The 20,521-nt window shown below is 38.4% G+C and carries 23 protein-coding genes and 1 pseudogene; 1 reads left to right on the top strand and 23 read right to left on the bottom strand.

The features are described from left to right. Positions 1-225: 225 nt before the first annotated feature. From BLR42_RS23825 to BLR42_RS18880, 22 genes and pseudogenes are all read right to left on the bottom strand, one after another. Complete coding sequence (locus BLR42_RS23825; RefSeq protein ID WP_278289409.1) at positions 226-513, bottom strand: NUMOD1 domain-containing DNA-binding protein; 288 nt, start codon at positions 511-513, stop codon at positions 226-228. Further along, positions 493-1,152 (bottom strand): annotated as a pseudogene (locus BLR42_RS23015) (NUMOD1 domain-containing DNA-binding protein); the annotation flags it as partial. The gene BLR42_RS23825 and the pseudogene BLR42_RS23015, both read right to left, overlap by 21 nt. Positions 1,153-1,194: 42 nt before the next feature. Beyond that, a complete protein-coding gene (locus tag BLR42_RS18975) occupies positions 1,195-1,728 on the bottom strand; it encodes a hypothetical protein (RefSeq protein ID WP_091872549.1) in 534 nt (177 codons plus the stop codon). 62 nt (positions 1,729-1,790) lie between these two features. Further along, positions 1,791-2,543, bottom strand: coding sequence for an NERD domain-containing protein (locus tag BLR42_RS18970; protein ID WP_091872546.1), 753 nt, complete (start codon positions 2,541-2,543; stop codon positions 1,791-1,793). Positions 2,544-2,702: 159 nt separating this feature from the next. Then, positions 2,703-3,050 (bottom strand): hypothetical protein, encoded by a 348-nt coding sequence (locus tag BLR42_RS18965; RefSeq protein WP_091872544.1) that lies wholly within the window; start codon positions 3,048-3,050, stop codon positions 2,703-2,705. After that, complete coding sequence (locus tag BLR42_RS18960; protein ID WP_242879432.1) at positions 3,047-3,580, bottom strand: DEAD/DEAH box helicase family protein; 534 nt, start codon at positions 3,578-3,580, stop codon at positions 3,047-3,049. Before BLR42_RS18960 ends, BLR42_RS18965 begins: the two co-directional genes overlap by 4 nt. A 60-nt stretch (positions 3,581-3,640) precedes the next feature. Further along, positions 3,641-4,087 (bottom strand): ASCH domain-containing protein, encoded by a 447-nt coding sequence (locus BLR42_RS18955; protein ID WP_091872541.1) that lies wholly within the window; start codon positions 4,085-4,087, stop codon positions 3,641-3,643. A gap of 237 nt (positions 4,088-4,324) precedes the next feature. Beyond that, positions 4,325-4,846 carry a hypothetical protein gene (locus BLR42_RS18950; RefSeq protein ID WP_091872538.1) on the bottom strand — a complete coding sequence of 174 codons (522 nt, stop codon included), beginning with the start codon at positions 4,844-4,846 and terminating at the stop codon, positions 4,325-4,327. Between the two features lie 346 nt (positions 4,847-5,192). Continuing rightward, the gene (locus BLR42_RS18945; RefSeq protein ID WP_139165213.1) at positions 5,193-5,825 is read right to left on the bottom strand and encodes a hypothetical protein; all 633 of its coding nucleotides are present in this window, start codon (positions 5,823-5,825) and stop codon (positions 5,193-5,195) included. A gap of 52 nt (positions 5,826-5,877) precedes the next feature. Next, positions 5,878-6,234: a JAB domain-containing protein gene (locus BLR42_RS18940; RefSeq protein WP_091872533.1), complete on the bottom strand. Its 357-nt coding sequence runs from the start codon at positions 6,232-6,234 to the stop codon at positions 5,878-5,880. Positions 6,235-6,245: 11 nt separating this feature from the next. Beyond that, a complete protein-coding gene (locus BLR42_RS18935) occupies positions 6,246-7,046 on the bottom strand; it encodes a macro domain-containing protein (protein WP_091872531.1) in 801 nt (266 codons plus the stop codon). Positions 7,047-7,069: 23 nt separating this feature from the next. Beyond that, positions 7,070-8,080 carry a GNAT family N-acetyltransferase gene (locus BLR42_RS18930; protein WP_091872528.1) on the bottom strand — a complete coding sequence of 337 codons (1,011 nt, stop codon included), beginning with the start codon at positions 8,078-8,080 and terminating at the stop codon, positions 7,070-7,072. Positions 8,081-8,244: 164 nt separating this feature from the next. Further along, positions 8,245-8,856: a GNAT family N-acetyltransferase gene (locus BLR42_RS18925; RefSeq protein ID WP_091872525.1), complete on the bottom strand. Its 612-nt coding sequence runs from the start codon at positions 8,854-8,856 to the stop codon at positions 8,245-8,247. Further along, positions 8,849-9,667, bottom strand: a complete 819-nt coding sequence (locus tag BLR42_RS18920) for an ADP-ribosylglycohydrolase family protein (protein ID WP_091872523.1) — start codon at positions 9,665-9,667, stop codon at positions 8,849-8,851. Before BLR42_RS18920 ends, BLR42_RS18925 begins: the two co-directional genes overlap by 8 nt. Before the next feature lie 11 nt (positions 9,668-9,678). Continuing rightward, positions 9,679-10,071 carry an HIRAN domain-containing protein gene (locus BLR42_RS18915; protein WP_091872520.1) on the bottom strand — a complete coding sequence of 131 codons (393 nt, stop codon included), beginning with the start codon at positions 10,069-10,071 and terminating at the stop codon, positions 9,679-9,681. Beyond that, positions 10,056-10,838 carry a hypothetical protein gene (locus tag BLR42_RS18910; protein ID WP_091872517.1) on the bottom strand — a complete coding sequence of 261 codons (783 nt, stop codon included), beginning with the start codon at positions 10,836-10,838 and terminating at the stop codon, positions 10,056-10,058. Before BLR42_RS18910 ends, BLR42_RS18915 begins: the two co-directional genes overlap by 16 nt. A gap of 653 nt (positions 10,839-11,491) precedes the next feature. Further along, positions 11,492-12,640, bottom strand: a complete 1,149-nt coding sequence (locus BLR42_RS18900) for an IS4 family transposase (RefSeq protein ID WP_278289408.1) — start codon at positions 12,638-12,640, stop codon at positions 11,492-11,494. A gap of 9 nt (positions 12,641-12,649) precedes the next feature. Next, positions 12,650-12,805 (bottom strand): hypothetical protein, encoded by a 156-nt coding sequence (locus BLR42_RS23660; protein WP_242879431.1) that lies wholly within the window; start codon positions 12,803-12,805, stop codon positions 12,650-12,652. 291 nt (positions 12,806-13,096) lie between these two features. After that, positions 13,097-14,413: a glycoside hydrolase family 32 protein gene (locus BLR42_RS18895; RefSeq protein ID WP_091872511.1), complete on the bottom strand. Its 1,317-nt coding sequence runs from the start codon at positions 14,411-14,413 to the stop codon at positions 13,097-13,099. Positions 14,414-14,441: 28 nt separating this feature from the next. Beyond that, positions 14,442-16,304 carry an extracellular solute-binding protein gene (locus BLR42_RS18890; RefSeq protein WP_091872508.1) on the bottom strand — a complete coding sequence of 621 codons (1,863 nt, stop codon included), beginning with the start codon at positions 16,302-16,304 and terminating at the stop codon, positions 14,442-14,444. 135 nt (positions 16,305-16,439) lie between these two features. Beyond that, complete coding sequence (locus tag BLR42_RS18885; protein WP_035786851.1) at positions 16,440-17,345, bottom strand: carbohydrate ABC transporter permease; 906 nt, start codon at positions 17,343-17,345, stop codon at positions 16,440-16,442. A gap of 10 nt (positions 17,346-17,355) precedes the next feature. Beyond that, entirely contained in the window at positions 17,356-18,303 is a 948-nt protein-coding gene (locus BLR42_RS18880; RefSeq protein ID WP_026664172.1) for an ABC transporter permease, read from the bottom strand. A gap of 376 nt (positions 18,304-18,679) precedes the next feature. Here BLR42_RS18880 and BLR42_RS18875 point away from each other — a divergent pair, with 376 nt between their 5' ends. Continuing rightward, the gene (locus BLR42_RS18875) at positions 18,680-19,765 is read left to right on the top strand and encodes a LacI family DNA-binding transcriptional regulator (protein ID WP_091872506.1); all 1,086 of its coding nucleotides are present in this window, start codon (positions 18,680-18,682) and stop codon (positions 19,763-19,765) included. A 123-nt stretch (positions 19,766-19,888) separates the two neighbouring features. On the opposite strand, the gene BLR42_RS18870 is transcribed toward BLR42_RS18875, so the two are convergent. Further along, a complete protein-coding gene (locus tag BLR42_RS18870; RefSeq protein WP_091872503.1) occupies positions 19,889-20,389 on the bottom strand; it encodes an SIR2 family NAD-dependent protein deacylase in 501 nt (166 codons plus the stop codon). Positions 20,390-20,521: the final 132 nt, after the last annotated feature.

The raw sequence follows: 20,521 nt of genomic DNA, 5'->3' as shown, positions 1-20,521 counted from the left end.
GGACGCTAATACATTACAGAAACACAGATGGTTTTTCAATTGCAAATATACATCAGAGGACTGGCATAGTACCCACCATCATGCCAGAAGCCTCATTGTTATTCATATTTAAGCCATTTTCTTGCATATCATCGTAATCAAAATTGGTCTCGATAACTATCTGTGCAGATAGTTACAATTATACGCATGAAAATATCTCAAATCTTTGTTTTTATATAAAATCTATTATTCTTCCTCATATTTCCAAACGAACCCTCCAGAGGTTTTATGAAGCCCTTGGCAACATTTCCATATTTGTCTATGATCAATACCAGTTTTTCGCTCTGCCTCTGCCATAGATTCGAATTTTGCTATTATCTTCCCAGATGATGAACTTATTTGAGCAACAGCCTTCCCATTATTTTTTAATGGTGCGATATCACTATAATCACCATTATCATATTTCCATTGAAACCCTCCTGCACTTTTAGAGATATTGTCATCGCTGAGTACATGGCTTATATTCCCTTGCAAATGCAGTTCATTTTGGGCTTCCGCAATACTATCATATACTTTAATAAAATGCCCTTCTTTATCATATTGACATATTCTTTTTACGCCTTGCTTGTTTCTTGCAATAGTCTTCTCGCGACATTGCTTTAATAGTAACGATTTAATTGATAAATGTTCTTCGGAAAAGATATTGTACAGTTCTGGATCAATATCATATGTATGAATAGAGTCCATTTTCTCGAATCTATAACCTTCTATGTGTGATTTTCCAGAAATATAATTTCGAACAGCACCAACAGAAACATTTAATAATTTAGCAGCATGGACAGAGCTTTCAAAAAAATTAACTGGTTTATCATTAAAATACTGCATTATTGGATTTACCAGAGATCTTCCTGTAGATCCACCTTCATATGTGTTATATCCATATTTTGTATCTGTGCTGTTGTATTTCCTTATATAAAATAATTCACGATCACACGCTGATTGCTCTGTTAAGTTTGTTTCTAATATAATGTGTTCAAAGTTTTCCCATCCATATTTTTGGATAGCATTCCAAAACTTAGGTTGTGTACAATACCCATTTCCATTCTGCCACCTTTTTGCAGTTGTCTGTTTGGTTATCCCTATATATACCTTACCATTTGGTGATCGATGGCAGTAAACTTGGTAAACAGATTTTGTATCATCATACTGTTTTTTTTACACTTCATTGAATTTCCTTCTTTTCCTAGATATACAACCACATGTTTTGACATTCCCTGTTACCAAGGAACTTCCGGAAACAATCTTATAATTCCCACAATCACAAAGACACCTATAATAAGTTCTTCCTCTACCTAAATAATTTGGAATTCTTTCAACCGCCACCAACATTCCATATCTCTCACCCGTATGATCCGCACGAACAATCGGTTTTTTTATGCAACCACAACTAGTTTTTCCTCTTTTTAATACACTTGCTACCGAAACATATGGCTTTCCACATACACATCTACATTTCCAATAAACCTTATGATTTATTACATGGTCAATGCCTTCCACAGTAAGATAACCAAACTTTTGTCCTGTAAGATCTTTTCTATGTCCAGGATTACTAGACTTAACTCTATAGTACCTAGCAACACTCTTTATTTGTCTCTTTGTTTTTCCCGGAAAATACTTAAAAAGTTCATCATAATTTGCAATAGGATAATATTCTTTTAATGCTTTTATCTGTTCCTGACTATATTTCAATTTGATTTCCTCAGACAAATAGCCTTTGCCTTTATGCTATAAATTGTATTATTCTCTAAATTCTAGTAATCATCTTTACCTATTGTATATCTACATTTGGGGTAATTTGAGCACCCATAAAACTCCCCATACTTTCCTTTCCGCAGTACAAGACGGCCACCACATTTAGGACATATACCATTATCCAGCTTATTATCTATTTCATCCAGTCGGCTATTTATTTCTTTCATATGCTCTTGGTGTACTTCTTTATCATTAGTTTTTAACGCTAAAAGCAACTGTGATATTTTTGTCACCTCATCAGGCGTTAGTAATATATCTTTGAAACTGCAGATCTTATCAAATAACTCATCATCATAGACCACATTTTTCCCCGCATCAAATTGAAGCTTTTCATCCCCTGCAAATACAACTATATTATGAAGACTATTTTCAGGTTTTCCCAAAAAGCTTTCCAGAGCTTTTATATGACCATAATTCTGATGAATAGGGTTCATGAATTTTAATTTCCATCCATATGAATATTTGGTCCACTCTCTGCCATTAATCGAACCATATATATGACCTCGCATGTTTTTTGTTTCAATAACAAATATCCCGTATATAGAAAGGACCACATGATCAATTTGAGTAAGTCCCCTATCGCCTTTTACAACTAAATCATTAAAAACGAAATACCTGTCCTTTGGCAACCTATTCAAAATCTTGTGAACCCGATGCTCACCTAGGTTGCCTCTAAGCTTAGGAATGAGAAATAGGTCTATTGCAAACAGTAATATAAATAATATGATTATAACTATCCATATAATATGCATGCTTTTTCCTCAAAAATCACAAAAGGGAGCCGTTGGCTCCCCATATAAATCATTATATCATTATCGCTAAATAAATATGCTCTTTTGACTTACACCATGCTAATTAAATAATTATAAACACTTATTTTTCTGTAAATTAGCAACCACAGTCATTAATGATTACTCCTTTTCATCATATTCCGGAACAGTATATTCTGGAATATATGATTTAAGGATAGCCTGTATCTTCTCCAAAGGTACAATATCATATGTGTAGAACATTTCCCTATGAAAGATCACATTTCCAACCTCGTCAAATGCCTCAAAAGACCATGCATCTCCATCACAGCAATCGTCTATTGCTAATATTGACTCTGTCGGAATCAATGATTTTATTTTATCAAGATCCTCTGCTGATATCCGGACGACACAATCAACTATTGGTTCCCAATATGTAACGATTATATGCAACTCACCATCATATGAAAGATTAAACGAGGTTTTGTCCCAATCAGAACTTGTTCTCATCTATTCCACATCTCCTTTTGGAACTGCGTCATCATACTCTTAACAGTAACGACGAGGATTCTCTTCCCCTTACCACGTGCAATAAGCTCGGACATAAGAATTCCAGCCTCAAGAGTTTTACCGAGACCAACTGTATCAGCTATAAGGATTCTCTGCCGGGGTTTATTAAGAGCCATCTGCGCAGGCTCAAGCTGATAAGGCATAAGATCCATTGCAGCCTTATCGCCAATATGAATTTTATTGTCAGTAGGAATCTTACTTCTCCACTGGCTTTCAATATATACCTTGGACTTTCTGAAGAAAGCAGAATTATCCGGTACAAGTTGCACCTTGGCCGGATCTACAATTTCTATATCATCTTCAACATCCACTAGGAACATGGACTCATAATCTTTTACAAGTTGAGAAAGGCCGATTACATGCAAGGTCTGGTTACCTAGGCTATTTGTCTCAACTTTCTTTACCATCCACTCTTCGCCGCGAACTATAATTCGCATTCCGGGTGCATATTTGATTTCAGTATCTATCATTACTGCTTTCTCCTGCTTATAATTATTTCTGATTCATTTTCAAATTATTCAGACTCTGTTTTAGTAGATCAGTTTTTTCCAGTATTTTTCAAAGAACTCTCCAGTATCTTGCTCACTTCCTGGTTCAATACCTTCAGGTAATAGCCACTCTGATTCAGGAATAAACTCTATTGCACCATCATAGTTCCATAAAGATAATTTCCCCTTCACTGGAACAGGCTTTATTGGTCTAACATTAGTTAAAATCCATGCATAATCTATGCAATGATATACATAATCCTTAGGATCTAATAATGCTGGTTTACAATCCTTTTTCTCAAATCTCCTTACATCTTCGAGTGTAACAACACCCAAAGCATGTCCGGGTATAGTTCCACGTTGCTTTTTCGCAGTAGAACAAATCAGGATATCTCCTCTGTAATTAGTCTCCCAAGATCTTATTTCAACAGTTTTCTGACCTGCTATTATCGCCATAGCATAATATGGGTGAATTGAAAGAGCTTTCATATAAAAGTAATCCTCCAAATATATGCAATAATATTGAAGAATATCTACATATTACACACTTATTTATTGTACCATTTTTAATTCATCAGGACATTCAAAACAAGTAATAATCGCGTGGAAAAAACTGTGAAAAAATATGCTTGATGGCACGTTGAAAATTTCCATTTACTCACCATCCCTTTGATATCAATTAACAAATTACTAGCAACTTGGAAAAAACCTTATAAGCTACATACTTTAATCCCACAGAATATAGTCACTTGTAGAAAGCCTATTCTCACACCTAGGACAATCTATCTTTCCTGCCTGTACCAAATTCTCAAAATTCTCTACAATTTCTGCCTTTCCCCCGCACTTTTTACACTTATGCTCATATTTTTCTTTAGTCACATAATATGTTCTGTTAAGAATCCGCTCCACATGTTCTTTTGGAAGCTTACATGCTTCTGGATCACCTCTGTCCAAAGCCTCCTTCAGATTTTGCTTAGATTTCTCCATCTTCGGTTCAGGAATCTGAAGATCAAAATCATAAACATTGTGAAACTCCCCACACGAAGTACACTTTACAACGACATAATTAGTAGTAACTGAACCATCCGGGTGTTCCATAAAAAACCTCTTCCCCTGTTCACCATATTTCCCTGCTCGCATTTTCTTTGTTTCTTTCTCGCGAACCATGAACCCCATCATACCGATTCCAAACATTGCATCAAAGCTATATCCGCACTTATCACAAAAGCATTTAAAACCGCTACCCATAAATCTCCTTTTCCCAAATGTAAATACATCAAAAAATGTACCGAAAGCAAAATCAGATTGTTCCTAGATTTTGATCCCGAGGCACAAGTGAGCCACCCGAAGGGCTTGCCCTTTACGGGTTCTGAAATAAACTATACAATCAGATAAACGACGGTGAGATAAAACAGATTGTTCCTGAGTTTGTCACCGTCGGCAATTGCCTCGATGGTTTATTTCAGGTTCAGTAAAGGGTGGCGGGGTACACTCCACATCAAAAATTAATTTATTCTTTTATGCTATTATTCTAGCCTATGATATGTACTATAAACTCCACAGTTGACACAAACACTAGTTCTTACTCACAGCTTTATTTTTTCATCCAATCAAGTACAGCAAATGGTGCATATAATCCATTTCCTACGTCTCGTATGACAACATGGACCAGCTCACCTTTGTGTAGCCCAATTTGTGATACTTGAGGTTCCTCTGAAAGGGATGCCATAATACTGCCATCATCGTTAACACATTGTTCATCTACCCAGATGTTTTCATGCTTATGATTAGCAGTCATAAATATCGTATAAACCTTTGTTGAATAAATAGGATGTCTAAATCTGTTGTAGTATCTTTCCTTATTTGGAAAAGAACACCCATAATTATTCCTTATTTCTTCTGCATCATCAGCGTAAGAAGGCATGAATGCTTCATCCAAAACATCTGCTTTACAACTTATACTCCCCTCCCTTAGGGTAAGCATACATACCCCTCTCCTTTGACGGTGGAAAACTGTACTTCCATCAGGTTGTATCGTCACCCAGCATATTGCCTTGTAGCTGATTCCATAATTCGAATCAACATAACAATATGTTAGCAAAGCATTATCTTCTTCCTGACCTTGGAAAAGAATCTTATAAATGAGCAGTTTTTCTATTGGCAGATCAAAAAACAGTACAAAATGATATGGCAACAGGGCTGTATCATAGTCTCTTATATCCATCATTTCCCCCTTCGATTGATACTTGGTTTTATGATATTTTCAGAAATTCTCTTTTTTAACATACTTTCTCAATACAATACGGGTTCTGTCCGCCTCCCTCCCACATTGATCGCCAGAACGATTGTGTAAAAATCAAGCTATCCTGAAGCTCTATTCCAAGAATATCTGCCAATGAAAACAATGTTCCTACAACGCGTATATCCTCCTTACTTGCACTACAGAGATAATCCTCGTCTTCTCCGTCAGTTGGATGATTATGGCAAAAAATGAAGCTCTCCGCACCTATTGATAACAGAAAAAACGCCACAGTCTTCATATCAATAGTCACTGAATCCGTTTCCCAATCCTGAAATTCAATATATCCTTTGATATAATCATTTTCATCAAGGGCAAAAATATAACCATGTTCCATTTTGTAATCATTTAAATGTGTACACTGTAATAAGACCTGCGCCACACCATACTTTGCAAATGGATAATCCTCCCAATCCAAATCAATGTCATGCTGTTTACCAATCCCCAAATAATAGTTATTCCTTTTGATTTTATAAGATACAAAAGATATTCTGAAAAAGTATCCTCAACATGTTCTATCCTTTCAGAGAGTGCATCTTCATAATAAAAATCACACTCACAATTATCACAAACCTCAAAGAAAGCCTCATCTTCATCTGGCAGATAATTTAGATCTATATACCTGTTCAATACTAGCGAAATAAATCTTTTATAATCCTGACCTTCACCATCAAATACCAGATATACATCTATGCCCCTTGCTTCCCAATTGAGATCCATTATTGGCGAAGAAAAACAGCTGGTTAGCGCTTCAAATAGAATTTCATCAGAGCTTTCATTTAACAAATACGGAAATGCTATAGATTCATAATCATTATCCTTAGCAGTAAGTATACAGTTTTTATAAAATGACCAGACTTTTTGCTTTGCTAAATCATCATCCATTTGATCCAGATTTTGCGGGAAAACAGCGTGCATGATAAAATCTGCCGCTAAGCCATATCCTAAAGTTACAGCCACCTGTCCCTCGTTAATCGGTTCAATATTATCACCTGCTTGAATTATCTGATTGATACTACTCAGGCAAATTTTTCTGCTAACAGCACCGGTAAGATCTCTTTCAGACTTTATAGGATAAACAGACACAGGATTCACAATAGCATCTACTGATACATCCTTAATGTTTTCACATATTATTTTAATAGACATTTTTATTTATACCCTTGAGTTATTCAGCTAAACATCGTCTCCCTGTTATCCTTGTAGCATTCCCAGCACATACCAGTGTCGCCAAATAGGCGGATGTATTCCCCACATATTGAACATTTTTCAGGTTTCGTTCTAGCTGTAATCTTCTTACTATTATTAGGATTTTCCGATTTCTGTTGATTATCTGTCGAAAACAGCAATGATGCTAAATCTTTACCTATCAATCGGGATTTATACTTCACATAAATATTATTCTCCATGTAAAGAGTATGTGTTCTCTCATCATAAAATACCGAGAGCCTTTTTTCCCTACCACCATTTTTGCCAGCTACGATTATATGTGTTCCCTTTGCCTTTATACCTGGTCCCTCAGGCTTTTTACCAAAGTATGGAACAACTACAATATCCCCACTTTTTACTGTTTGCGTGGGACGTCCGTATCCAACCGCTAAATTGCTTGTTTTTTTCGGCTTTGGTTCTGTATAACTTACAAAAGTTGTTTCCTCTTCATTTTCCTTAAAGAATTCTTCGCAAGTGATTGAGTAAACCAGTAAAACCTCTCTTTTCTGAGAATCTGATTTAACTCTTCCCCTTAAATATGCCTCTTTTTGAAATCCAATCTTCTCCAACAGATCCTTAACCGCAAAATCATCAACATTGCATTTTGCTTCAACAATGTAATAATGGCCTGTCGTAAACAGCCTGCTGAGTATGCCCACAACAGCCTCGTAAGCGTATCCTTTTCTTCGATACTCCTTCCCGATCAAAATGCCAATCTCTGCAACATTTTGATCTTTGTAGAGTTCATTAATAGCCACTACGCCTACCGGCACATCATCCTTTGTATATATTCCATTACTACAAATCACCCCTGGAAAGCGCTTCATACTCGTTACCAATTCATTGCTATTTGCAACAGATAATCCAAGTATAGGATGCCCTGATTCTATATTTTTTCCCCAATTTTCAAAGCACGCTTTTGCATCGTTCCCTTCAAAGGTAGTAATGTAAAGTCTATCAGTAAAAATAATCATATATAACCCCTATCAAAACTTATATTCATAACACATAAAATTATAAATCATAATCGTCTTATAAGAAACTGGCGACACTCATTAAACTATAACTAAAGTTCACAGTTTCTTAGCCTTCATAAGTGCATTTTCAATATTAATCAAGTTTTCTGAATCATCAGATCTCATTTATCAAAACAGATGTGATATCTAACTATCTCTCTAGCCATTTCCTTATCATAAACATCTCTATGTTCAGCCCAGACTTCATCTATTTTCTCCTGGCCAAGAGATTCTTTAAAAGAATCCATCATTTCCGAAAACTCACCCTGGACAACATCTATCTGTTTAGCTCCAAGCTTTTTAAACAGAGCGGTACTTGCCCTGTTATCACTGTATATCTCCGCTTCAAAAGTTTTATATCCTGCAATCAAACCTGCATGTTCCATAAGAAGCTTTACCGCTTGATAACCGATGCCCTTATTTCTGAAATCTTTTACTATATCTATTCCTATCTCAGGAATATCCCTATCCGGATGCTGTAAATTAAGATAGCCGATACAGCCATAGGAACCATATTCAAGGCAAATATGAACATTACCATCACTTCCGGTAAGAACTTCCTGCCATGAGATTTCAGCAAATTCCGGCATAAGATCATACGCTGCGCCAATATCGCTAACATCTTTTTTTAAAGAAATAAAAGCATCCCTGTCCTCATCCCTAAAAGTCCTTAAAACTACCTTTCCTTCTGTAGCATATATTCCATTATCATCAAAAAAATCTTTATTATTCATTACTATCTCCAAAACCAAGTGCCTTTTCCTTGAATCTGTCTATTACGTTAAGCATCTCCCAGGTTAGCCTTAGCCTGCACTCCTTTATCATTTCATACGGCACAGAATAAAATGCTTCCGCTATGCTCCCTGCTATACAGGTAAGTGTGTCACAGTCTCCACCAAGGGAAACCACAGTCCTAATGACATCCTCAAAATCATTTCCTTCAAGAAAAGCCGTCATTGCCTCGGGAACAGTCTCCTGACATGATTCAACATGCCTGTAAGAAGGGCGTATTTCATCGCAAGTCCTCGATAGATCATAGCCAAATTCGGAAATTATATAGTCCCTTATCTCTGCTTTACTCTTTCCGATTCTCGCAAGGAATATAGCAGATGCTGTAGCTTCTGCTCCTTTAACCCCTTCAGGATGGTTATGGGTCACCTCCGCAGTCCATCTAGCAACTTCCCTTGTCCTCTCAATTGAGTCATAAAACCATCCGACGGACGAAACCCTCATGGCAGATCCGTTACCAAAACTACCATAGGGATTTGGATCATCAAGCATGAGCCACCAACTGAACTTTGCACCGTAACCGGCACCTGGGAATCTCCTTCCCCAGTCTTTCATGCTCTTTATAATTTCAGCCTTCATGATCTTTTCATCGGAATCAAGGCCCGCATTAAGTATTCCCTCGCAAACCGCTATAGTCATAACACTGTCATCTGTAAACTCAACAGCATCGTTAAACATCTCAAATTCCTTTGATTTATTTCCCCGATCAAATTCATATGGTGCTCCAATCATATCTCCAAGAAATGCTCCGTACATAACAGTCCTCCTTAATAATCAACCATAAAGATCCTTACACTTATCTCAGTAAAAGAATCCTGCTTATCAATCTTTGTTATCCTTGCCTTAAGAAGTTTCCCTGCATCCATAAGACGCGCAAAAACTGTATTATCCTTCATTGGTACATATCCAAGCTTCTTTTTATCTGCGTTAAGCACAAGGATAGCATTGGAATCATACTTGTTATCTTCCCTTTTAAGGATAAGCTCATCTCCTCTTTTTGCCTTCTTTAGAACAGACATATCATCAAGATGAGTTGTCCCGGCAATATAGGTGTCAAAAAGGTGTATCTCTTTAACGAGGGGTTTTAAGATATCCCCGAGGTCATGAGTGCCTATGACAGCCACCATATTCTCACCATTTATCATCAGTTCATTGGCCATAACATCGTCACCCCGCTTATAACAAACGCCTCAAGCACTTTATCGAGTTCCTCACAGTATTTCTCATACTCCTTAAGCTCATATGACAGCTCAAGCTTCTTATCGCTGATTGCATCCTCATCTTCTAAAAGAAACTTATATATATAAGGTACCGTAGATACGATGTGCTCTATCTCTTCCTCAAGAGCCTTTATCTTTTCTTCGATATTGGGAATTTCAATCTCCACGTCCTCTATGTCTGTATCCTTCAACGCCTGTGCTACAAGAAACTCAAGTTCCTGAAGCGCCTGTAAATCATTACAGTTATATGCAACAACTACCCTGTTCCAAAGGTCCATAAGATCTTCATTCTCAGCTACCTCTGGATTTATGTCCGGATGAATCTTCTTTACAATCCTGTGGTAGATACGCTTTACTTCAAGGTAATCCTTATCACTTATAACCCCTCCGCTTTTAGCTTCCCTATAATCCTCTTCCATATGGTGAAGCTTTTCAGTGAACTCTGCCATTTCTTCCTTTATATATGCATTGAGCTTATTCTGGTCTATAGGTTCATCCCGGTTTATCGCCTTCTGGCAGAAATCTATGATCTTCTTTTTTTCTATGCACTCAATCTTTTTGTTAAAAACAGCAAGGATAAGTTCTCCAAATTCCCTGACATATCCGCGCTCATACTGGAATGCATCTTTTTTGTAGCGGTCTCGCTGGTTTATCAGCTCTTCGTATAATGAATATGACGACTTTTTCTCAGTAACAATATTGTTCACGGCTATGCACCTCCAATCTCATTAAAAAATACCTACGACAAAAAGGATGCTATTAGCATCCCCTGTCAAAACTCTTTCCATACCCCTGTCCTTAAAGCGGACAACTCATAAACATCAGCAACATGGCTCCTAGTCCCAATAAAACTCTCATCATAATACTCATACCTTTTCATCCTCCAGCCCTTTGTCACACTTACAGAATTCGTAGAATTCACATGTGACACAAAAATGCTTACAGAACCTGTTGTTCTTGTGAATACACTTACTAAGCCAATAAATAAGTCTTTCCACGTCACACCCTCCAAAAGACTAGTTGCTTGTTTCTTTGTACTTTTAGTATAAAAATTTTGCAGTCCAATAAAAATGACAGCCATATCTTGTATATACACCTCAGTTACTATTCACAGCCAATGTCATTTACTTTAGGAGACAATCATAGCAAATAGGTAATTGTACTTTGAAAAACTGTACACTTAGGCGTTGATCTAAGAGATTACATAAATGGAACTGTTCAAAATGAGAATAATTATAGTATAAACCTGTTCAAGAAGCGTAGTATTCATGAAAAAGGGTAACTTTAACAAGCCTATAAGAAGTTCTTTTTTGGCTTCTCGTAGATGGATAAAAGAGGTATAGTTAGTTGTGAGTAATGCTTAGTTTCGATAGCAGAAACTCATAGGTAATTTGAACCTTGCTTGGCGGCGATAGGTTCTCTCAGGTCTGATTGGTTCAATGTTATTGGCAATCAGACCTGATGCATTTATATGGCGCTTTTTATCTCTATTTCTAAGATGGTCACGACTTATCTTTATGGCTTGTGCGAAATTGACTTGATATTGTAGTTTCCGTTCTCGCTTCGGTATTTCTGCATGCATGGCTATTTCAGAGCAGTAATTAAACATGATTGCTCTGGCATAGACTTCTTGGACAATGTACTTGTATTTTTTGCTATGGAAAGCTTTTAAACATAGAGGGTATTTTAAATCCCTATATGCAGTTTCCTGATCCCAGCGCCTGTGATATAAATCTTTTAATTCATCTATATCAAACTCAATGTCAGGCAGGTTAGTTATAAGGTTTTCATAAGTATTATCCGCTATTTCAATTCGTACTATACGTAAAGGCATATGAAATTCAGTACATTCAGAATCAAGATAATCAAAGGGAACTTCCTGGCAAATATATCTATAGTCTTTATTGCGTTCAGGATACATACGTTTTTTCTTAGAGTTGGATCGAGTAAGAATGCGGTCAACATGATAATCAAGTTCTTTGACATTATCTACTGAAAATCCTAACAACCTGGATGTTTTAACATCGGTACATCTAATGAGAAAGTATTGATTGTGAGCCATTACATGGGCAAAGTTGTTATATGAAGCATATCCTCTGTCTGCAAGATAGATGGAAAGAGTACTGTTATCTGACCGGTCTACCATCTGACAAAAAGCTTGATATTCATTTCGTTTCCGGCAAGGCTGTACCAAAACGTCAAGGAACTTTTTGTCCAAAACAGAATATAAAGCATTTATATGGATTTGATTAAAACCTCTTGGAGATTTGTTGTTTGGCGGAAAATAAGTATCTTTATCTGTTTCATCACGAAAGATATCTGCAACAGAACCGTCACAGGCAACGAGACTATATTTATCTTTGTATAGATTGCGAGAGAATTTTTGCGTGAATATGTGCAAAAGATTAAGTAAGGAATCAGATTTCAGCTTTGCACGTTGATTGCAATAAGCTGCTTTCTTTGGTGTCTCCTCGGAACGCCCAAAGAAGCGGTAGAGCTCTTCCCGTATACAATCACCTTACATAGTGAGCAGTAAGAGAATAAAATCCTTAAAACATAATTTACGGTTACGAGTAAAATCCTTACCAGGATGAAGAGCGAATTGTTCGGGATTCTTTGCCAGTTCATCGATTGATGCTATAAGCATCATTTTTACAACATCTGCATATGCCATATGTGTGCCTCCTTAATTAGGTTAGTTGATAGTGAACAAATCCTAATTAATTGGCTTTTTTCTGATTGATAATCAGAAAAAAGCCGCACATATGCACTATTTTGTCAAGCGTATAATCTTTAATTTACTATATTTTTTGAGTTACTGGTATAAAAATGGAATCCTACATATTTTTCATAGGATTCCGTAAAGTGAATGACATTGTCTGTGAATAGTAACTCATTGCCATTACAAAAATACCGGCTGATGCTTCTCTATCATCAGCCGGTAACATGAAATTTCTATTTATCTTTAGTAAATCATACCCACTTTAAGGTTTCCTTCTCCGCTCTCGAAGCTGATCCTGTTGCACTCTATGCTCCTAAGATGAGGAAGATCCGTCATCTGAAGGATTGTATCATCACCGGTAGTAAGCTCGATTATTCCTCTGTCATAGATAATTGTTGCTTTATCCCTATGCTCTCTTCCAAGGAACATGAATTCGGTAACCTTTCCGTCAGAGATTCCAATTGCCCCGGTCCTGTCGTTATATTTGAGAGTCACGAAAGGATCGTTCTCTCCGCTTGCGTACAGATTAACTGTGCTGCCTGACAGGTTATCGAGATCAAGGAAAATAGCACTGTCCTTTGATATATAAGATGACTCCCCCTTTGTTAGCTCAGATACCGGCTGCACCCTGGATGTAATTTCTTCCGGTATCGCATGCTTTATAACATAGCTGCCATTTATCTTCCTGAGCGTCAATTCTCTGGGTATTCCCATGGTACTTGTGGTCTGATTGTATACGCATTTGGTCCTAAGCCATGGAATCTGTATCACCCTGCCCTTTGGATCCCCCGACCAGGTCTGCGCCGCATATGGAAGTGTTGTAATAAAATATGCTTTCTTTTTATCCTGAGTAGGAGTGAATTTATATCCGTCAAAATCGCCCACAAAGTACATTCCGTCTGCTGCCCAGAATACCCATCTCTTTTCAGAGACGTTCCCGTCATCGCCTATGACCGGAAGCTCGAATAAGTCAGGGCACTCGAAACCGCCTTCAAGTGTAATGCGCTGCGATAACTCAAAATTCTGCATATTCTCGGATCTGAAAATTCCAAAATCATTTTTCTCTATCCAGAGTACCAGTACATAAGCCTTGGACTCTTCATGCCAGAATACCTTAGGGTCACGATTGTCAGGCGCCATCTCCTGCAAAAGTTTATCGCCCCGTTTTATAAGGGAGGCTCCACCATCAGTGCTGTACGCAAGTCTGATGGTGAAGTAAGGATTGGAAAGGCCTTCGTCAAAACCTGCAGCAGTATAGGGAAAAAGTAATGCATCCTTTGGAAGTCCAAGCTCACCTCTGTCATTTCTAAGTCCGCATCCTGAGTACATCATTCCGTTTTCATCTGGATATAATACAGGTTCCAGTTCTTCCCAGTGTATGAGGTCAGTGCTTCTTGCGTGTCCCCAGGTCATGTCATCCCATTCCACTCCGTTCGGATTACTTTGATAATATAACTCGAATATTCCGTCATGATACACCAATCCGTTGGGGTCATTTAACCAGCCATAATCCGGTGCGAAATGCATAATCGGATAGCAATTCTCTTTCCTGCTGCTCATTTTTGTCTAATCTCCTTGTTACTGTTACTTAATTCTTCTTGCTTCTGTCCACAGCTGTCTGATAAATAGATACGATATCGTTAACGCCTGCGCTCTCAAGCTCTCCAAGATATGCATTCCAACTGTCATCTGTAACACCTGTTGTGATCCATGTATTGATATATCTGTCCACAATATCGGACACTGTAGGCTGGATCTGTGCAAGTCTTGTAAGCTCATCTGTTGTCATAAGAACACGGGGAACAGCTGTGTATTCCTCCATAATCTCATCTTTACCGTTTGTTCTCTGGTTCTCAAGGAGCTGTACTGCATCAAATGCATAACCTGCTGCACCGACCTTATCGCTTCCTTCATAGTCATCATAGTATTTATCAAGAATGATCATAGAACCACGGCAAGGTGTTGAGTTAACTCTCGCATCACCGAATGTCTGGTAAGCATCCTGCTGAGGCATGTAGTGTCCGTCAGCATCAAGAGGTGTTCTGATGACTCCGTCAGCATCTTCCTTGTAGTTGTATCCGATTGCACCCCAGTTTGAAGTAACTGCAACCTTGGGATCGCCAGCCATGTAGTCAACGAATCTTGCTACTACATGAGGGAATTTGCATGATGTTGTAATAGCTGTATTAGATGAATCCTGAAGCTGTGAGAAGTTGTTAAGGAATCCGCTCTTACCAGCTTCGCCTGTAAGTCTTGGAATTGCAACATACTGATCATGTACATCAAGATTTGTGATCTCCTGATCTGTCCATGTTCCGAATACACCTATACGTGCAACGTCTTCCTTGATGATTGACTGCTTGTAGGAAGCACTTTCATCTGCCTCAAAAGAGCCTTCCCAGATAAGACCTTCGTTATAGAGCTCATTGAATAATTCAGCAGTCTTTCTGAATGCTTCATCCTGAGCAGTAAATACAACCTTATCATCGATTATTCTCATGTGGTCAGCATATGCATTACCACCGCAATATGAATCTGCCTGTCCAAAGCAGCCTGTAAGTCTGTAGAAAATGTTGTAGGAACCAAATGTATCTGTTGCGCCAAACCATGAAGCCATAGGAACTTCATCAGCTTCGCCGTTTCCGTTAAGGTCACCTGCATCCTTGAAAGCCTTAAGGCAGTCTACAAGTTCATCAACTGTTGTGGGAACTTCTTTTCCTACCTGATCAAGCCAGTTCTTGTTGATAAGAAGGGGACCGGGTGTAAGAACAAGTCCGTACATCTCCTCGATATAAGGGAAGCCGTAGGTGTGACCGTTAGGTGCTGTGATCTCCATCCAGTATGTAGGATGCTCATCAAGGATTGCCTTTACATTGGGCATATACTCATTGATAAGTCCCTCTGTCTCTACGAAAATATCCTGATCAGCATACTGAACAACGATATTACCGGATTTACCATCACCAAAGTTCCAGAATACATCAGGAAGGTCCTGTCCTGAAGCAAGCATCAGGTTAATTTTCTCCTGAGCGCCCTCTCCGGGGATAGGCTGCCAGTCAAACTCAACACCTGTGTCCTCGAACCACTTTTTGCACATCTCAAGTTCGCCGGGCTCTACCAGACGATCTGCTGTATTTACGAGCAGCATTGAGATTTTGCCGTACTTTTCTTCAAATGCAGCTGGATCCTTGATAATGGGAAGTGTGCCGTCAAGCTGGATAAGTCCTGCATCAACAGCCTCCTGCTCCTCAGGTGTAAGACCTGCATCTGCCGCAGATGTAGCTGTTTCAACTGCTTCTTCAAGCTTCTCAGCATTTTCGCTGGGTGCAGATTCAGTAGTTGTCTCAGCTCCCTGATCTGTTGCCTGGTTCGCTGCCTGATTACCGCAGCCTGCAATCACTGATGCAGACATGGCAATTGTAAGTAGTGATGCCAACAATTTCTTTTTCATAAATAAATGTCCTCCTTATAAAAAACTGTGATTTATTTTTTACCCTGCTCTACATAAACTTAAGTTATTTTTGTCAGGGTTATCACTCAACCTTTAACTGCTCCGATTGTTATATCATCTGTAAGTGTCATCTTTTTATCCCTTAACAGCTCCGATTGTTACACCCTTTGCAAAGTACTTCTGAATGAAGGGATAAACCATAAGAAGTGGTGCTGCGGAAACTACGACTATGCAATATTTAAGCTGCTCAGCCAGTTTTTGCTTGGTTACAAGAGCATCTCCTGATGATCCCATCTGGTTAGACTGGTTCATAAGTACCAGGTTTCTGAGGACTACCTGAAGAGGCATCTTGTTATCATCCTGCAGGAACATCAGTGCATTAAAGAACTGGTTCCACATAGCTGTTGCATAGAAAAGTGCCATTACTGCAATAATTGTTGTAGAGATCGGAATAGCAATTTCGAAGAAGAATCTAAAGTCGCTGCATCCGTCTACCTTGGCTGCTTCCTGGAGCTCTCCCGGTATTCCCGACTCAAAGAATGATCTGCATACGATAAGGTTGTATGCTGATACCGCAACAGGAAGAACCATTGCCCATATGGTGTTATAGATACCAAGGTTTCTGATTGTCAGGTAGAGAGGTATTATTCCGCCGCCAAAAAACATGGTGAATGTAAATACAAATATCAGTCCTCGTCTGCCAGGAAGGTCTTTTCTTGAAAGTGCATATCCTGCGGGAACTGTCGCAATTAGTGCTACTGCAGTTCCTACAACTGTGTAGAGAATTGTGTTACCATACGCAACCCACAAAGGCTTATATGCGAATGTCGTTTTATATCCCTCGAAATAAGGACTCTCCGGATACAGGAGCACTTTTCCCGAATTAACTGTTACAGGGTCTGTAATCGATGCCAGTAAAACATAATAAATAGGATAGATAATGATCACACAAACAATGATCATCAAAAGGATTACAACTCCCATGAAAATTTTATTTGCTCGTCCCAGCTTAACCTTGGACGTATTCTGTGTTTTTGCCATTACCTGCCTCCTAGAATATGCTGATATCGCTTACTTTTTTCGCAATCTGATTAGCAATTATCAGTATGATGAAGTTAACAACTGAATTGAAAAGTCCTACTGCTGTAGCAAAGCTGTACTGCGCTGTCTGAAGTCCGACTTTGTATACGTAAGTAGAGATGAGCTCGCTGACGATAGTGTTTGAACCGTTCTGCATAAGGAAAGCTTTCTCATATCCTACGTTCATGATGTTACCTATCTGAAGGATCAGCATCAGGATTACTGTTGGCATGATCATCGGAATATCAATGTACTTAATCTGCTGCCATTTTGTTGCGCCGTCTATCGTTGCTGCCTCGTAGTAGTCCGGGCTTATTGATGTGAGCGCTGCGATGTAAATAACTGCGTTGAATCCCATTGTCTGCCAGATATTGGATCCGATGTAAAGTGTTCTGAACCACTGTGGAAGTGATGTGAAAAGTATCGGATTGGAAGCACCTATCATGTGGTTCATTACACCTGTAGCTGAGAAGAAAACTGATATGATACTTACTACAACTACGTTTGACATGAAGTAAGGCGCATAGCTTATTGTCTGTATAACCTTTCTTGTTCTAAGATTTCTTATCTGGTTTAAAAGAAGTGCAAATACAATTGGTATCCAGAAAGCAATTACTATGCTCTCAAGGCTTATCAGGATTGTGTTTTTAATAGCGGTTACTGCTATGCTTGTACTGAAAAACTGTTGGAAATATTTAAAGATTGGATTAGCCCAGGGGCTTCCCATAATTCCCTGACGGATTTTGTAATCCTTAAATGAAATGATTAGTCCGTACATCGGATAATATGCAAAGACTATTGCCCATACAAGAGATGGCAAGAGCAGCACATATAGCTGCCACGCTGACAATACCTTTTTCAGGTTCCTGCTTCTGCCTGCTTTCTTAGCTGCAGGACTTTTCTCTCCCCTTCTTCCCATTTTTCCTCCCTTTTTGCACACATTCTGCTGTCATTTCACATGTTCTACCAGCTCTGTATGCACTTGAATTACCGATCATGTAACCGGTTACTTAATTTTGCGTAATCGGTCAAGTAACCGGTTACTTTCTTGAGTATAAATTTCCGGATATAAGATTTCAACCCCTAAAAAAAATTTCATCATTTTTCATGAATAACCATTTTATTTTTTGTTCAAAATATTCAGTATTTATCACATCATAACCGGTTACTTTAATTGCACCTTTTGTGTATAATAATGGGTACGGTTATTGACAGACATATCAGGCAATCCATAATTTCGTTTACGATAATAGCCTGTGTGCTGCTAAATTATTTTTGAATAGGATGTTTTATTTATGAAGTCAAAGAAAGTGTCTTATGCAGATCTGGCTAGATACTGCAATTTTTCAAAGACAACAATATCAAGATATTTTAGTAATCCGGACTCCCTTACTCTGGAGAATCAGGAGAAAATCCGAGAGGCTGTTGAAACTCTTGGGTATCAGGAAAACAAGATTGCCAAAATACTTCCCAGTGGACATACAGAATTTATCGGGCTTGTCATACCAAACCTGTATATGCCCTATTATTCTGAGGTAATGCACCATCTGATCTCCTCCTACAGTACTTATGGCTATAAGTTTCTGGTTTTTGAAGGGCAGTCGGATATTGAGCTGGAGAGAAAATATATTCGTGAGCTTAACGCCTATAATGTCGAGGGCATAATAACACTATCTCATACTATATCTTCTAAGGAATACGCTTCCTACGATATTCCGATTGTTGCCATAGAGCGTGAAGATGAGTTTATCTCCAGTGTCCACAATGACAACTATATGGGTGGAATTCAGGCTACAAGCCTTCTGTATAAGAGCGACTGCGATATTCTGTTTTTCATAGATTCAACCCCCTATGGTGCTACACGCTCTGCCTATTATTCCAAGGATAAGCACTCATACTCCTATGGCCGATTGAACGGTTTTAAGTATGTCTGCAATGAAAAGAACATGCCTAATGAAGTTATAATTCAGGATTTGGGACTTAGCTATGAAGAATATTCCGAAAACATCCCTAAGATTATTGACGATATTGCAAAAAGATATCCCGGAAAACGAAAAGGGATTTTTTGCGCAAATGATACCTTTGCAAATATATCCCTTTTGCATTTGCTTAGAGCTTATGGGAATTTCCCTGACGATTTTAGATTAGTGGGTTACGACGGATCTCCGATTTCTGCCCAGGCTATTATTCCTTTCAGTACAGTTGGTCAGCAGCTTGATCAGATCACTAAATCCGCCATGGAAATACTGGTTGCTCAGATCAAAGGCAGGCACCGCAGAATCCCTGAGGAACTCCCGATCCGCCACGAAGTAATCGCCCCAATCCTCATAAATCGCGCAACCACACAAAAGGAAACACCGAATATCGCGGGGGCAAAATAGGATTTTTGTTTATCAACACAGCTCTTTTTTCTTGTTTTGGTATCCATTTAATTATATTTTATGGGTACCAATTGAAAAATAAATGCTCTCTAGTGAAACAATGTCATTTACTTTAGGAGACAATCATAGCAAATAGGTAATTGTACTTTGAAAAACTGTACACTTAGGCGTTGATCTAAGAGCACTACCATGGATCTCACATACCTTTTTACTACCGGCTTTCTGATGAAGTCCGTCTATATTCTGCGTAATAACTCCATCCAACTTACCCCTCTGTTCCATCTGGAAAAGCTTTCTATGGGCATCGTTTGGCTCTATACTCCTGCAATCAAGGTTCTTGCGGAAATAATCAAAGAAAACCACAGGTTTCTTATTTAGGCAGTCATAGCTTAAGAGGTATTCCGGTTTATACATAGAAAACCGCTTATCCTTCTTATGATACAGGCCGTTCTTACTTCTAAAATCGGGAATACCACTCTCAGTAGACACACCTGCTCCGCCAAGAAACACTATATGTTCAGAAATATCTACCATCTCATTTAAAGCATCTATCTTCTGCTCATCATTAAGAGATCTAAAGTATTTTTCTTTTTCCCTCTGGGATGAAAAATCCGGTAAAAGCATATCTATTCCTCATTAGAAACACAAAACTGCTATATTTAATGAGGCCTCTGGCATATGTGTGGAAGCCTACGCACCTTAACAACATAACAATATATACTTGAAAAGCCATCTGGCTTTCCTTAAAGTGTAGCT

This window comes from Butyrivibrio sp. INlla16, assembly GCF_900104155.1.
Classification (GTDB): Bacteria; Bacillota; Clostridia; order Lachnospirales; family Lachnospiraceae; genus Butyrivibrio.
Note: the sequence above shows the minus strand (reverse complement) of the source record. Positions and strands in the feature narration are given on the sequence as shown.

Coding starts and splice junctions, on each gene's coding strand:
- BLR42_RS18885 (WP_035786851.1), bottom strand. CDS start 17,345: ATGGCAAAAACACAGAATACGTCCAAGGTTAAGCTGGGACGAGCAAAT.
- BLR42_RS18930 (WP_091872528.1), bottom strand. CDS start 8,080: ATGATTATTTTTACTGATAGACTTTACATTACTACCTTTGAAGGGAAC.
- BLR42_RS18965 (WP_091872544.1), bottom strand. CDS start 3,050: ATGAGAACAAGTTCTGATTGGGACAAAACCTCGTTTAATCTTTCATAT.
- BLR42_RS23660 (WP_242879431.1), bottom strand. CDS start 12,805: ATGGCATATGCAGATGTTGTAAAAATGATGCTTATAGCATCAATCGAT.
- BLR42_RS18950 (WP_091872538.1), bottom strand. CDS start 4,846: ATGGGTAGCGGTTTTAAATGCTTTTGTGATAAGTGCGGATATAGCTTT.
- BLR42_RS18955 (WP_091872541.1), bottom strand. CDS start 4,087: ATGAAAGCTCTTTCAATTCACCCATATTATGCTATGGCGATAATAGCA.
- BLR42_RS18870 (WP_091872503.1), bottom strand. CDS start 20,389: ATGCTTTTACCGGATTTTTCATCCCAGAGGGAAAAAGAAAAATACTTT.
- BLR42_RS18945 (WP_139165213.1), bottom strand. CDS start 5,825: ATGATGGATATAAGAGACTATGATACAGCCCTGTTGCCATATCATTTT.
- BLR42_RS18960 (WP_242879432.1), bottom strand. CDS start 3,580: ATGATAGATACTGAAATCAAATATGCACCCGGAATGCGAATTATAGTT.
- BLR42_RS18940 (WP_091872533.1), bottom strand. CDS start 6,234: ATGGAACATGGTTATATTTTTGCCCTTGATGAAAATGATTATATCAAA.
- BLR42_RS18925 (WP_091872525.1), bottom strand. CDS start 8,856: ATGAATAATAAAGATTTTTTTGATGATAATGGAATATATGCTACAGAA.
- BLR42_RS18880 (WP_026664172.1), bottom strand. CDS start 18,303: ATGGGAAGAAGGGGAGAGAAAAGTCCTGCAGCTAAGAAAGCAGGCAGA.
- BLR42_RS18895 (WP_091872511.1), bottom strand. CDS start 14,413: ATGAGCAGCAGGAAAGAGAATTGCTATCCGATTATGCATTTCGCACCG.
- BLR42_RS18875 (WP_091872506.1), top strand. CDS start 18,680: ATGAAGTCAAAGAAAGTGTCTTATGCAGATCTGGCTAGATACTGCAAT.
- BLR42_RS18970 (WP_091872546.1), bottom strand. CDS start 2,543: ATGCATATTATATGGATAGTTATAATCATATTATTTATATTACTGTTT.
- BLR42_RS18890 (WP_091872508.1), bottom strand. CDS start 16,304: ATGAAAAAGAAATTGTTGGCATCACTACTTACAATTGCCATGTCTGCA.
- BLR42_RS18915 (WP_091872520.1), bottom strand. CDS start 10,071: ATGGCCAATGAACTGATGATAAATGGTGAGAATATGGTGGCTGTCATA.
- BLR42_RS18920 (WP_091872523.1), bottom strand. CDS start 9,667: ATGTACGGAGCATTTCTTGGAGATATGATTGGAGCACCATATGAATTT.
- BLR42_RS18935 (WP_091872531.1), bottom strand. CDS start 7,046: ATGTCTATTAAAATAATATGTGAAAACATTAAGGATGTATCAGTAGAT.